This window comes from uncultured Campylobacter sp., assembly GCF_938031315.1.
Taxonomy (GTDB): Bacteria; Campylobacterota; Campylobacteria; order Campylobacterales; family Campylobacteraceae; genus Campylobacter_B.
The window spans coordinates 1-11,510 of the sequence record NZ_CALHHT010000289.1 but is presented as its reverse complement, the minus strand read 5'-3'; the positions used below and the strand labels follow the sequence as shown (position 1 = coordinate 11,510).

19 protein-coding genes are annotated in these 11,510 nt (G+C 38.4%); 18 read left to right on the top strand and 1 reads right to left on the bottom strand.

Going from position 1 to position 11,510, the window contains the following annotated elements:
• From Q0236_RS07165 to Q0236_RS07080, 18 genes are all read left to right on the top strand, one after another.
• Positions 1-1,492: hypothetical protein (locus tag Q0236_RS07165; protein WP_297916459.1), on the top strand; the 1,492-nt coding region annotated here is incomplete at its 5' end.
• Positions 1,493-1,611: 119 nt separating this feature from the next.
• A complete protein-coding gene (locus Q0236_RS07160; RefSeq protein WP_297916457.1) occupies positions 1,612-2,025 on the top strand; it encodes a hypothetical protein in 414 nt (137 codons plus the stop codon).
• A 144-nt stretch (positions 2,026-2,169) separates the two neighbouring features.
• Positions 2,170-2,520, top strand: a complete 351-nt coding sequence (locus tag Q0236_RS07155) for a hypothetical protein (RefSeq protein ID WP_297916454.1) — start codon at positions 2,170-2,172, stop codon at positions 2,518-2,520.
• Between the two features lie 16 nt (positions 2,521-2,536).
• On the top strand, positions 2,537-2,860 hold the full coding sequence (locus Q0236_RS07150; protein WP_297916452.1) for a hypothetical protein: 324 nt from the start codon (positions 2,537-2,539) through the stop codon (positions 2,858-2,860).
• A 10-nt stretch (positions 2,861-2,870) separates the two neighbouring features.
• The gene (locus Q0236_RS07145) at positions 2,871-3,269 is read left to right on the top strand and encodes a hypothetical protein (RefSeq protein ID WP_297916450.1); all 399 of its coding nucleotides are present in this window, start codon (positions 2,871-2,873) and stop codon (positions 3,267-3,269) included.
• Complete coding sequence (locus Q0236_RS07140; protein ID WP_297916448.1) at positions 3,262-4,089, top strand: Fic family protein; 828 nt, start codon at positions 3,262-3,264, stop codon at positions 4,087-4,089. The genes Q0236_RS07145 and Q0236_RS07140 overlap by 8 nt, the downstream gene beginning before the upstream one ends.
• Positions 4,090-4,094: 5 nt before the next feature.
• Positions 4,095-4,346, top strand: a complete 252-nt coding sequence (locus Q0236_RS07135) for a hypothetical protein (RefSeq protein ID WP_297916446.1) — start codon at positions 4,095-4,097, stop codon at positions 4,344-4,346.
• A 73-nt stretch (positions 4,347-4,419) separates the two neighbouring features.
• Positions 4,420-4,710, top strand: coding sequence for a hypothetical protein (locus Q0236_RS07130; RefSeq protein ID WP_297916444.1), 291 nt, complete (start codon positions 4,420-4,422; stop codon positions 4,708-4,710).
• Between the two features lie 11 nt (positions 4,711-4,721).
• A complete protein-coding gene (locus Q0236_RS07125; protein WP_297916442.1) occupies positions 4,722-5,294 on the top strand; it encodes a hypothetical protein in 573 nt (190 codons plus the stop codon).
• Positions 5,295-5,316: 22 nt separating this feature from the next.
• A complete protein-coding gene (locus Q0236_RS07120) occupies positions 5,317-5,820 on the top strand; it encodes a hypothetical protein (protein ID WP_297916440.1) in 504 nt (167 codons plus the stop codon).
• Positions 5,817-6,137: a hypothetical protein gene (locus Q0236_RS07115; RefSeq protein WP_297916438.1), complete on the top strand. Its 321-nt coding sequence runs from the start codon at positions 5,817-5,819 to the stop codon at positions 6,135-6,137. The genes Q0236_RS07120 and Q0236_RS07115 overlap by 4 nt, the downstream gene beginning before the upstream one ends.
• Positions 6,138-6,150: 13 nt before the next feature.
• The gene (locus Q0236_RS07110; protein WP_297916436.1) at positions 6,151-6,900 is read left to right on the top strand and encodes a hypothetical protein; all 750 of its coding nucleotides are present in this window, start codon (positions 6,151-6,153) and stop codon (positions 6,898-6,900) included.
• Complete coding sequence (locus Q0236_RS07105) at positions 6,897-7,112, top strand: hypothetical protein (RefSeq protein WP_297916434.1); 216 nt, start codon at positions 6,897-6,899, stop codon at positions 7,110-7,112. The genes Q0236_RS07110 and Q0236_RS07105 overlap by 4 nt, the downstream gene beginning before the upstream one ends.
• A gap of 11 nt (positions 7,113-7,123) precedes the next feature.
• Positions 7,124-7,441 (top strand): hypothetical protein, encoded by a 318-nt coding sequence (locus Q0236_RS07100; RefSeq protein WP_297916432.1) that lies wholly within the window; start codon positions 7,124-7,126, stop codon positions 7,439-7,441.
• Positions 7,438-7,728: a hypothetical protein gene (locus Q0236_RS07095; RefSeq protein WP_297916430.1), complete on the top strand. Its 291-nt coding sequence runs from the start codon at positions 7,438-7,440 to the stop codon at positions 7,726-7,728. Before Q0236_RS07100 ends, Q0236_RS07095 begins: the two co-directional genes overlap by 4 nt.
• Positions 7,725-8,003, top strand: a complete 279-nt coding sequence (locus tag Q0236_RS07090) for a hypothetical protein (RefSeq protein ID WP_297916428.1) — start codon at positions 7,725-7,727, stop codon at positions 8,001-8,003. The genes Q0236_RS07095 and Q0236_RS07090 overlap by 4 nt, the downstream gene beginning before the upstream one ends.
• An 86-nt stretch (positions 8,004-8,089) precedes the next feature.
• On the top strand, positions 8,090-9,868 hold the full coding sequence (locus Q0236_RS07085; protein WP_297916426.1) for a hypothetical protein: 1,779 nt from the start codon (positions 8,090-8,092) through the stop codon (positions 9,866-9,868).
• 11 nt (positions 9,869-9,879) lie between these two features.
• Positions 9,880-10,374, top strand: coding sequence for a hypothetical protein (locus tag Q0236_RS07080; RefSeq protein ID WP_297916424.1), 495 nt, complete (start codon positions 9,880-9,882; stop codon positions 10,372-10,374).
• A 362-nt stretch (positions 10,375-10,736) separates the two neighbouring features.
• Here Q0236_RS07080 and Q0236_RS07075 read toward each other — a convergent pair.
• The coding region (locus tag Q0236_RS07075; protein ID WP_297916423.1) for a hypothetical protein at positions 10,737-11,510 on the bottom strand (774 nt) is incomplete at its 5' end.

Below are 11,510 nucleotides of genomic sequence, written 5' to 3'. Positions count from 1 at the left end.
GCAGAAAATTCTCAACACTCTTTTAGTTCCGGTGCTGGCGTTCGCCGCTTTTTTTACGCCGATTCCTGAAGATAGCGGAATGACCGCCACGCCTATTCAAAAGATTATGCGCGCCGGCGCCTCGCTCAGCAATACTTTTGCTGATAAGTTAGGAACCGTGGGCGCGGAAAGCTACATGCAAAAGCTTTACGGTAGCGTAGGCGCATATACTTGGGAGAAGGAAAAGCTCTACCGGGAGAATAAAAAAAACTATGCAAATATTATTTCTGCTTATGAGAAGGGGTATAAGGAGTGCCAAGATAGATTTAGAAATATCTCAAGCTTTCTAAATACGCCGGAAGGTACGCAGAAATTTGACCTCAATTCAAAAGGGATAGAAAATGAGAAATATACTTTTCGAGGGTGCCAATACATAGAGTATCGATTAAGCTCTTTTTATAGCCTTAACCGAGAAAATCAAGTATTTTTAGAAGCGCTTGAAAAAAACCTAAGAAATAATGAGCTTAATTCTAATCTACGGCAGATCGATGAAAGTATAGGCCGAAGACAAAACGAGCTCGGCTGGATCAACTCGACGATATTGCCCGGAATGGTTATTTTAATTGAAAATATATCCGCAATAGAAGAAAATTCCGTTGCGAATAAAATTATTGAAGATAACAAAAACAATATAGAAAAAGCCAGTAGAGACCGAGCAAAAATAAATCAGATAGAGCGCAACAAAGATAGCTGGATGCCTGAAGTCCTTGCAAACTGGATAGATGACTCAGCGGTAGCCGACGGCAATCTCGCTGGTAAGTTAATGGGAAATTTAAGCTATACGATGCTGCCTGGTGCCGGTGAATTACTAAGTGGCCTTACTCTAAGTGACGATACGATTAAGATGTTTACCGATAAGATGCCGCTGCTAGGCAAAATTCTAGGGAAAGTGGTAAAAGCGGGGTCTTTTGTTTTAGCGACAATTTTAACGGCCTTGATATATAGTCATATTTTAAATTCATTGCCTTTGGCGGTTGCGATCGTTGCCGGAGCATTGGCGTTTTTGGGCTACATCATAGAGCTTGCGAAGTACTTCTATGTTACGCCGTTTATAACCGCATTTGCGCTTACGACCGGAAAGGTCAACAAAATAGCGGAGTTTTTGGTAACAGGTATTGCGCTATTTCTAAAGCCTATCTTGATCGTAATATTTCTATACTTTGCGATATTCATTTATGGGCTTTTTAATGATATATTTATGATATATGCGGTAGAACAGCTCAATGTGCTTAGAGAGCTGCAAAGTCAATTCTGGCTTACTGCCGTAATCACTACGTTTCAAGTGATCTTGAAGATCGTAGGAGCGATAGGCTCGATGTATATTATGTGGAGCATAATCCTAAAAGCACCGACTTGGCTATTTAAAATGGTCGGGCTAAACGATAGCGTCGCCGCGGGGTTTGCTACGGAGCAGCTAGGGCAAAAGTTGGAGAAATACAGTTTTCAGTTATGATAGAACTATACTATTAAATAGTAATAAAATACTATTTAATAGTAAAATATTACAATGAAATTGTATTTTTCTTTGAAATTATGGTATAATTACCATAAAATTTTAATGAAAGGTTTAAGATGAAAAAGTTGGTTTTGATGTATTTTTTGTTTTTTGGATCAGTTGCATTTGGGGAAGGGTTAATTGGCAAAGGTATCGGTCTTTACGATGGCGACTATGTAAGTATGGATAGGATCGTAGGACGAGATCCGGAAACTGGAGAGGTGCAGCCCGTATTGAAAGAGGTTAGCAAAGAGGAATATGAAATGATTAAGGCTAAAGAGCTTAATAAAAAAGCCTATGAGAAGGCGCAAGAGGCGCGAATGAGGCTCGAAAGAGCCAAGCAGAGCGGCGATGAAGCCAAGATCAAAGAGGCCGAAAGAAAGCTTGAGGAAGCTAATAGGGATGTCGAGTTATCAAAGGCTAAAATTGAGGATCTAAAAGCTAAGCAGATCGAGGAAAAAACTAAAAATTCTACTAAGGAGCCAAAATGAAGACCATCGCTTTTTTATTTTTAGCGGCAGTTGCAGTTATTCTTGGTTTTCGTAAAAAGCTGAATGCTTGAGAATGAGTTTACCCGACCTTAGAGAAATCAAGGCCGGGTTAGAAAATTTCAATATATTTTGAAAGGATAAAAAGTGAGACTTTATATTAAAATTTTTACAAAAGATCAAGAAAATGGATCTAATGAAACAATCATTGTTGAACGTTTTATATCAACTGATAAAATTGATATATCGCTTAATATATTAAATCAAGAAAATATTTATCAAGAAAATATTTTTGCGCTCGGTCGATTAAATTTATTTTTATCGCCCGAAGATGAAAGAAATTCTGATGTAATTGATTTTATCGTCGAGAATAATTGTTTGAGTGAAAAAGAAATTTCTACGCTATATCGATTTTTTTTAGATAATAAAAATATAGCAATATATTTTGAACGCAGGCAGAATAATCCAGAATTAATTCTGTCCGGAATTTATCAATAAGGAAAGAAGGTGTCCTATGAATTTAGAAATTATTCGAGAATATGATGATCGTCCGGCGGAAAAAATGCTTATTTGCCGACAAGATTTATTTTTATATACTGACATAATATCAACGAGAGATAGGTTTGTTGCTTCTTTGAGATATGATCTTATGAAGAGTCCATTCGAATTTTACTTCGATGAGAAAGATAAAGGCGATATAGATGATCTTATAGACACTATTAAAAAAGGTGGCAATGCAGTATTAAAAGTAAAATATAATGATAATCCACCATTGGGTTGGCATAGGGGTTTAAAAATAGTTCAATATGATTTTGAAAGCTTCACAAGGGAAGATTAAGGATATTTCTATGTTGATTTCTGCTTGTTGTCTCGTTTTATCTTGTGGATGCTTAGCATACGTTTGTATGATAAGCCTTAAAAGATATAAAAAATTAAACAAATATCTTAAGCAGCGAAATTTAGTCTTGATGCATAGAATTTTTCTTGAAATACTGCCTTCTTCCCATACGGTTCCCGTTAATGATCTTCCAAAAATGTTTAACGAGATCGTAAGTAGAGCCAAGTCTTTTTTGGATACCGGCGATATTGACTATATGATTTTTGGAAGATCTAAAGATGACAAGGTAGTTGAAGTGACGGATTTTTATAGCTTGTATTTGGAGAATAAAATATCAGATAAAGAGATAATGTCGATAGTCGATGTTGCGGTATCCGGTTGCAAACATTTTGGAGGAAGAAATGCCTAACTATAAAATAGATGAGGAGCTGGAAGAGCTAAAGAAAGAGCTCGATAGCTATCGCCCTTTGCCGGAGGAAACGGCCAAGTCCTTAAAAGGGAACTTGATGCTTAAATATAATCAAGAAAGCAATGCGATAGAGGGCAACTCTTTAACAATATCCGAAACTAAAGTTTTGCTCGAAAACGGAATTACGGCCAAGGGCAAGCCCTTTAAAGACCATTTAGACATTATTAATCATCAGAAGGCCATTGAATTTTTAAGTGATTTGGTGCGTGAAAAATCGGTTTTATCCGAAAGAGATATTTTGGATTTTCATTACTTGCTTTTAAAAGGAACTGAAAATTCGGATAGCGCCGGAGCTTATAGACGTGTACCGGTAACGATTATCGGCGCAACACATAAGACTACGCCGCCGTTTTTAATTCAAAAGGATATGGAAGATTTGCTGATATGGCATAATGAGGCTTTGGCAAAGGAAATGAACCCCGTAACTAGAGCCGCATTGTTACATACGAAATTTGTGAGAATACACCCCTTCATTGACGGCAACGGTAGAACGGCAAGGCTTTTATTAAATACCGAATTATTAAAAGCCGGCTATCCTATGGCGATTATCAAAAAGGAAGATAGAGCCGAATATTACGATGCTTTAGAGAGTGTAGGTTGGCTTGAGGATTTCAGTAAAATCGTCGCTTTTATACAAGAAAACGTAAAAGAAACGGCTAAATTTATGCTAGATATCGCAAGGCAAACTAATGAAGATAAGCTGGATCTTGAAAACCAAGAGAACAAAAATTCGATAAGACGTAAAACGCATGGGAGGTAAATATTATGAAAAAAATAGCTTTAGCTTTGGTTTTTGCTAGCGGGCTTTTTGCAAATTCACCCTCCGCGCTTAAAGATTTGACTAGAGAACACACGGATGTATTTCCTACGCATGAGGCGCAATATGCGACACTGATAAAGGAAAAAATACTTATTAAAGATCTGCTGTCGATCAGGATAAATTTAGCTTTCGAGCTGGATAAATTTCGACAGCTAATCTTTAACGGCTTTTTAATTCGTGCCGAAAAGGACTTTTAGCATGCAAGAAGATGACGAACTACGTAAAAAACGAATACTCAATGTAATCTATAAAGAGCAGTACCGGCTGAAATTGGGTGTAGTGTATCTTGTTTGCACGGGTTTTAATATACTTGCACTATTGATATTCTATCTGATTCACAAGAGCGGTCTTGCGTTTGATTTCACCGCTCTAATCTATATGGCCACTATCACGATATATTACAAATTCGTGTTCAATCTTACCAGAGACGGAAGGCACTTTGATAGTTTTATGCTGAAATTTCTGTCAGAGCTAAGTGCTAAAACCGATAAGAAGCTTAGAGAAAATCTAACGTCGAATTCAGCAATCAAATTAACAAAACAAGAAGATGAAAATTTTTAAAAGGAGTTCCGATGGAAAATTTAAATAACGATCAGATCGAGCAGGCAAAAGACCTGCTTAAACGTCTAACAAGGCTTTATGGGGAAAAAGCGGATTTGGAGATTCGCCTCAAGGATCTTAGCGAAAAGATCAAATTTGAGATAGCCGATAGTTGCGATCTTAAAAATAAGCAGGGCGAAGTTCAAGCAAGCAGGGTAAAGTGGCCTTTGGTTATGGCCGCGATAAACGATATTTATAAACGTGCGCCTAGTAAGCGCGGTAATAAATTCGAACTGCTGGTGAGTGAAATGGAGGACTACAAACAGGCTTTAGAGGACGAGGACGCCGTATCTGAAGACCTAATTAGTATGCTGCCGCCGGTGCTAGACGAGCTGGATGCTTATAAGGGCTATTTTAAGGATGTGTTGGCAGATGCTTCGCTGCTCGATCAAGATACTATCAAAGCAATAGAAATGATAGCAAAAGATAAATATAAGGAGATGAAAGCCGACCGACTTATCAAAGCCGGCTATGAGACAAAAGAGCCTAAAGACAATAGCGAGCTATTCGAGCTCAAAGAGCAACTTACCGATATGTTGGTTTAAAAATTCATTATAAGGAGAAAAGATGAAAATTTTAAATGTTTTGGCGACGTGCGCCATAGTCTTGAGCGTAGCCGGAGCCGGCAAACTTGACGGTATCAAATCAAATTCGCCTATTTTCCAAAAGCATCTCGTTGAGATCCGCAATATGGAAGAAAGCATCAAATCGGCTGGTAGCGCCGCGGAAGCGGCAGAGATGAGTAAGGATTTTGCGTGGTCGACGCTTCCCGAAGCCTTTTCGGCCGTTATAGCTGCGGACGATGCGGAGGGATTTGCGGGGATGCTTGAAGTAATGAAGAAATTAAATATGGATCTTACGAATTTTAGCAGCTTAAATAACATGTATAATTTTGCCGTCGATATAGTAAATCATAAGGCTGTGAAATGTCTAAAATTGTTAAAACAAACCGATTTCAAATTTAACGAGCCGATCGAGGACGGTAGGGGTCATCAGTGGAATTCTTTACTTGCGTATGCAAAAAGTAGCGGAGCGGATAAGGAGATTATCCGGATTTTGGAGGGCAGATGAGCTTTAAAAAATGTTTGCTAGCCTCTTTGCTGCTGTTTTCTTCCGTATGCCTTGCGGAAGAAACGTGTAAAGTATCGCGCACTCCTTTTGGAAATCTCATTCGACAGAAAGAATCCGGCGGTCATTATGGCGCTTGGAATGAATATAAAACGAATTCTTCCGGAAAGAGGTATCTAGTAAGCCATGTTAGCGGAGACGGCAAAAATTTGACCAATATGACGCTCGCGGCCATAGTCGAGGAGCAAAAGCAAGGAACCATGTATGCCGTAAGGCGCATACCAGATTGTCAATACGACAAAAGCTCCGGTATTAAATGAATCGATCAAGTATTTGAGTCTTAATCCGCTTGAAATTTACAACAAAGAGCTTCAGGATCGTATATTTGACGAGTATCTCACAAAATACAAGAGGAGCGCGCTGCATAGCTATTTTTATGGCGCGGGCGATATAGATAAGGCAGCCCTGCAGGCCGCACAGGAATGGGCGAGTATGCCCGTTAAAAAGGGAACGACGCTATATCGAGGCGGTGTTGCCACATCAAATTGCAATACGAGCTACTACTCAGAAAACGGCACGGACTCCTCTACAATATGCTATGAGACGCTTATAGAGGCTCTGAAGGTCAGCCGGGAGCAATTACAATCAGGTACGTGCAACCCGGAGAAAGAAGTCAATAAAGACAAAGAGGCAAAAGAAGCCGAGAAGCAAAACGGCGGCAATAACCAAACAAAACCGGACAACCCGGGCGGATACAAAGATATAAACGTCGGCCCGAATCCGGGCGGAGCTTGCGGCGGCTGCATAGATTGGGGATTGGGTGCACAACTCGGAAATAAGTCTTTGGCGCAATTTGAAAAGCTCGATACGGAAACCTTTTCGAAGATCGAAGAGATCGTCTCAAAGATCAATACCGCACATCAAAATTTAGAGCTTCAATCAAAGGATATTTTAGAGACCGGGCAGAAAATTTTACAGCTTCAAGGCACGATAGAAAGGGAAATTCAATATAATCAAAATATGATCAATTCTCTACAAGACATCATAAATTCGAAAGACGCTACAAGGGGATTTGGGAAATGAGAATTTTCAAAATACTAAGCCAATATAGGCGCGATTTCGTAGCTATTTTCGAGTGTGAACATTGTGGCTTTAAAGTCGAAAAAAAGGGATATGACGATAAAAATTTTCATCACAACGTTATCCCTGAAATGACGTGCGATAAATGCGGCAAAAAAGCGGATCAAAACTATCGACCGCTTGAGCCGAAGTACCCGGAGAATTTTCAAATTTAAAGGAGTAAAATTTGAAAAAAATACTGTTAAGCATCCTACTATTTGTAAATTTAGGCTTTGGTGCGATATGGAGCAGTAGCGCTCAAGACGGTATAGCTCAAGCTTTCGCCGAATACGATGCAAAGATCAGAGCATTAAATAGCCAGATCCTGCGAAACTATGATCGTATCTTAGCTCAAGCAGAGGAGATTGCGAAGAACTGCGAGACGAAACGAAGATTACTGGAGAATCAAAGCGAGTTGCTCAAAAATGGAACTCTAGAGCAAGAAAATATTAATTTTAACTTTAAAAAGCTAAAATTACTTCTCGATAATGAGGCGACGAGATGAAAAAGATAGTTTTGTGTTTATGTCTTTTTTCGGCTGCTGCCGTAGCGTGTGTGTGCACTATCGATATTGTTAACGGTTTTGTGGGCTCAAGGAGTCAAATTTCGGCTACTATAGATAGTGCTACAGCAGAGATTGAGGGAAATTTAATACCTGCTGTAGAAAAGAATATTGCGGATATTAAAAAGCAAAACGAAGAGCTTGCAAAGCTTCTTAAGGCTTATATGCTAGAGGCAGAGCAAAAACGCAATATCATATTTTATTTGGAAGAGATCAATAATATACAATGAAAAAACAAAATATGATGAAGAGACAAGACTTCATACGGGCGCTTGACGAGTTGGGAGTTGACTTGTCTGAATTTTGTGATTTGGCCAATATCAAACGACGAACTTTTTTTGCATATAGCTCTAAAGCAGAAATGCCGATTTTATATGTTAACATTATAAAATTGCTTCGACAGATTCACGAAAAAGAACAAAAGATTGAAAACCTATCCAAAGAATTAGAGATTTTGAAAAAAGCTATAGAAATTTCAAAAGATATAACGAATAAAATTATATAAAAATATATAATTTTATTTAAAAGTTATGTATTTTCTCATAACTTTTGGTATAATTGCCACTAAAATATTTTTCAAGGAGTGGCAAAATGCAAAATTTCTCAGAATGGCTCGACGACTTCACTATAGAGCAGCAAATCAACCTAAACGATAGATTCACATTCAATCGCGAAAACGGGGCTAAAGAGGTATACACCGTAGGCCAAATTTTTGAGTTCATCAAGACACAATCAAAAGAAGCTCAAGACAAATTCGCCGATAGCCTTCAAAAAGGTCTTAAAGCACAAAATCTAATGGGATATTTATATTCTGCAAGTAAGTATCTTAAAATCCAACAAGAAGACAAACGCCAGCAAAAAGAGCGACAACCGGAAGCTGCTAAAGAGAATAAGCAGGCAGACAATAAACCGGCCAAAGAGCAAGTAGAGATTAAAGATAGCGCTGCTGCCAAATTTGAGGATTTGGAAAAAAAGCTTAAAGATCCGAAAACACAAGATAAAGCTCTTGAAGATTATGACGAGTTTATCCGGCATTTTGGTTCGCTACATCAATACTCGGCCAGTAACCTAATGCTTATAGCATCGCAACTAAAAGATCGTGGCTTAGAATTTTCAGAAGTCATAAAATCTGAGAAAGATTGGAACGAAATGTCAGTATCCGTCAAAGACGATCCGATTTACGTATTAGTGCCGAAGGACGTGCCGTTATACGAACTAGAAATGATCAAAAGAGAAGACGGTAGCACAAAGCGTGTTTATAAGTTAGATGACAATGGTAAGAGAATACCCGCAAGAGATGAGAATGGAAAATTTAAAGCTGCTAAGCGTTTTGAGCTTAGCGGTAAAGTATATAGTGTAGATCAAACGGACGCTTACGAAAAAGGCATAATGAAAAAAGGGAAAGACACTCGTATGCCCGGCTTAAATATTGATCGAATAATGCTTGAAAAAGTAAAGGATACGCTTTCGGCAGCTTTAGACGTCGATATACACATTAGGCCGTTGCGAGATTCCGGCAGCTCTTACTCTACGTTTAAAGACGGTAGAAACCAAATACACGTCAATACCAATATACCTATAGACGCGCAACTTAAGGCCATGCTGTATGAAGCCGGGGATAGAATTTTAAATAAACAAGATTTTTTTGCTAAAAAAGAACCTGATAAGCTAAGACGCCTATGCGAGGCCGAGAGCTTTGCTTTTGTAATATCCAATCAGCTAGGGATTCCGACCGAGCCTACAAAACACGCAGGTATATATCTAAGAAATGGAGATACGGAATGCAAAGAAGTATATCTCAAAGATATATTTAGTGACGTCGCAAAAGCGGTCAAGACGTTTAATGACAAAGTGGATGTGAACAAACTATCGAACGAAATCGTCGATAAACAAAACGAGACGTTAAAGAGTAAATTTGAAGCATGCAAAATAGAAAGATCTGGATCCGATAAAGAAAGCGCCGCAGTAGCTACGCTTGCTATGTTTTATAGTGTCAAAGACAATCTAAACGGAGTATATTTCGATGAGCTTGCGAATCTGACGAATAGAACGTTCGGCACTAAATTCGATTATGAATACATAATGGCGATAAGGGCTGCAACGCAAAATGGAGAAATTAAACCCGGGCAAGAGCATTATGATATGGCGGGCATTTATCAATCTTATTATAAAAGCGATATAGATGAAATAAACGCTACTCTAAAAAAAGGCGAGATAGTGGATTATTCATCGGTAGATGATATTAAAGATATTATGCAGGAAAGCGATGAAGCGGCTCAAGACTTTCAAAAATTCAATTTTGATAAGAAAGAAGAGCCAGATTTTAAAGAAACAAAAGAGCAAGCCAATAGACAAACTAGAAGACAATAAAAGGATATATTATGGATGAGAAATATTATAACGATATAAAGAATTTTATAGATGAGCATTTTGATGTGGTGCCGACGTGGCTAATGAAAAAGGCTTATTACAACGAAGAAAATATGAACGATCTATATGAAATGACGGTAAGCGATGACGGGCCCGACAGTATGTTGCCGGATCGGGAAGTGATGTATGTATCGAAAGATGCTGAAATGGATAAATTTATAACTGAAAATGTAGAGAAAGTCAGCAAAATGGGTTTTCGAATTTTTCAGATCGATGTTGAGGATAGGATACTATTGGGTTCAGATCAATGGCAAATCAATGACAAAGGACAAACATTTTATGAGGCTTCCGTTGCTCCACTTATGGAGGCCTTTAATAGCTACCAGAACCAAGTCGAAGACTACTCCGCCGTTGAAGAGATTAAGGCAGAAATTTCAAAGAGCTCCGTAGAGGAAAACCGAGACGTCGATACGAATAAAAATTCAAGAAAGAATTTAGCAAAATAATCAGAGAAGATATGCACAAAGCCTGCGAAAATTAAAACTTTACAAACCCCATCAGTAAAAAAGAATGGATTTGGCAAGAAAGAAATTTTACAAATCCTACAAGGATTATATTAAAGTATAGATTTCAATTCCTAAGAGGATAAAATTAGACAGGACTTTGAAACCTTTAAAGCAATAATTTCAAATCCCTAAGGGATAAAATGAAGCGAAACTTTGAAAAATCGTTAAAACACAAGTTTCAATTCCCGGTGGGATGGGAATAAGTTCGCTTCACGAAATGCATTATATTTCCATATTGCTTAAATTCTCTTAAATTTTTGATGGACGAAAATGATCCGCCCATCAATATTCTTTTAGCGTCATTACATTCTTATCCCGCCCGGAAATTTCGAGCAGACAAATTTATATATATCACGCTCTTTTTCCGTCCAGGTTTCTTCCTTAAACTGGTCTATCCCCTTTCTGAAAGGAAAGCCCCAGCTTCCGAAATCGAACACATCACGCCAAATAAAGACATAGGTTTTGCCGTCGGTTTTGTCTAGGACGTCAAATTCATAATAACCATCCCTACCGTCCTCGCCGCCGCGAGGCTCTACTTTCTTGCGAAATTTTGTGATTTCATAGGATGCGCAAATTCTATCCCATTCGGCTTTTTTTGCGATTTCCTTTTCTAGGTCAATTATTCCGTATGGAAAATGTAATGTTACGCATTCCTTATCCTCTGGGGTGCCAGAAAACCACTTGCGGCATCCAATACCATATTTTTGAGTGCAAAACTCATCTGCGTATTCCCAAAAAAGACGATATTTTTCCTTTTCTAATAAAAAGGGTGATAGTCCTTCAATCAGGCGCTTTTCTATACTCTGCCTAATCTTGTTCCATTCACTTTCAGTCTCTGCTTTTTGCATAGCTTCGCGGTATGTTTGTGCGTCTTGCAGCACTACTTCGGTATTGGCAGCGATTTGAGCTTTTGCCGCTCTTTTCAACTCAGTTAGGTCTCCTACAATAAGAGGCAAAATGCCGGCTTCATCGTCAGGGAAAAAGAACGTATTTCCGTTATACCCTTGCGGGAATTCTTTTATTTCAGCTTCTATTTCTATGCCTTCAAGCGGAACATCATAGCCTTTTAATACTCC

Excerpts from the sequence above, each read along its gene's own strand:
- Q0236_RS07160 (WP_297916457.1), top strand. The coding sequence starts at position 1,612 with ATGAAAAAGTTGGTTTTGATGTATTTTTTGTTTTTTGGATCAGTTGCA.
- Q0236_RS07150 (WP_297916452.1), top strand. The coding sequence starts at position 2,537 with ATGAATTTAGAAATTATTCGAGAATATGATGATCGTCCGGCGGAAAAA.
- Q0236_RS07145 (WP_297916450.1), top strand. The coding sequence starts at position 2,871 with ATGTTGATTTCTGCTTGTTGTCTCGTTTTATCTTGTGGATGCTTAGCA.
- Q0236_RS07140 (WP_297916448.1), top strand. The coding sequence starts at position 3,262 with ATGCCTAACTATAAAATAGATGAGGAGCTGGAAGAGCTAAAGAAAGAG.
- Q0236_RS07135 (WP_297916446.1), top strand. The coding sequence starts at position 4,095 with ATGAAAAAAATAGCTTTAGCTTTGGTTTTTGCTAGCGGGCTTTTTGCA.
- Q0236_RS07125 (WP_297916442.1), top strand. The coding sequence starts at position 4,722 with ATGGAAAATTTAAATAACGATCAGATCGAGCAGGCAAAAGACCTGCTT.
- Q0236_RS07120 (WP_297916440.1), top strand. The coding sequence starts at position 5,317 with ATGAAAATTTTAAATGTTTTGGCGACGTGCGCCATAGTCTTGAGCGTA.
- Q0236_RS07115 (WP_297916438.1), top strand. The coding sequence starts at position 5,817 with ATGAGCTTTAAAAAATGTTTGCTAGCCTCTTTGCTGCTGTTTTCTTCC.
- Q0236_RS07105 (WP_297916434.1), top strand. The coding sequence starts at position 6,897 with ATGAGAATTTTCAAAATACTAAGCCAATATAGGCGCGATTTCGTAGCT.
- Q0236_RS07095 (WP_297916430.1), top strand. The coding sequence starts at position 7,438 with ATGAAAAAGATAGTTTTGTGTTTATGTCTTTTTTCGGCTGCTGCCGTA.
- Q0236_RS07090 (WP_297916428.1), top strand. The coding sequence starts at position 7,725 with ATGAAAAAACAAAATATGATGAAGAGACAAGACTTCATACGGGCGCTT.
- Q0236_RS07085 (WP_297916426.1), top strand. The coding sequence starts at position 8,090 with ATGCAAAATTTCTCAGAATGGCTCGACGACTTCACTATAGAGCAGCAA.
- Q0236_RS07080 (WP_297916424.1), top strand. The coding sequence starts at position 9,880 with ATGGATGAGAAATATTATAACGATATAAAGAATTTTATAGATGAGCAT.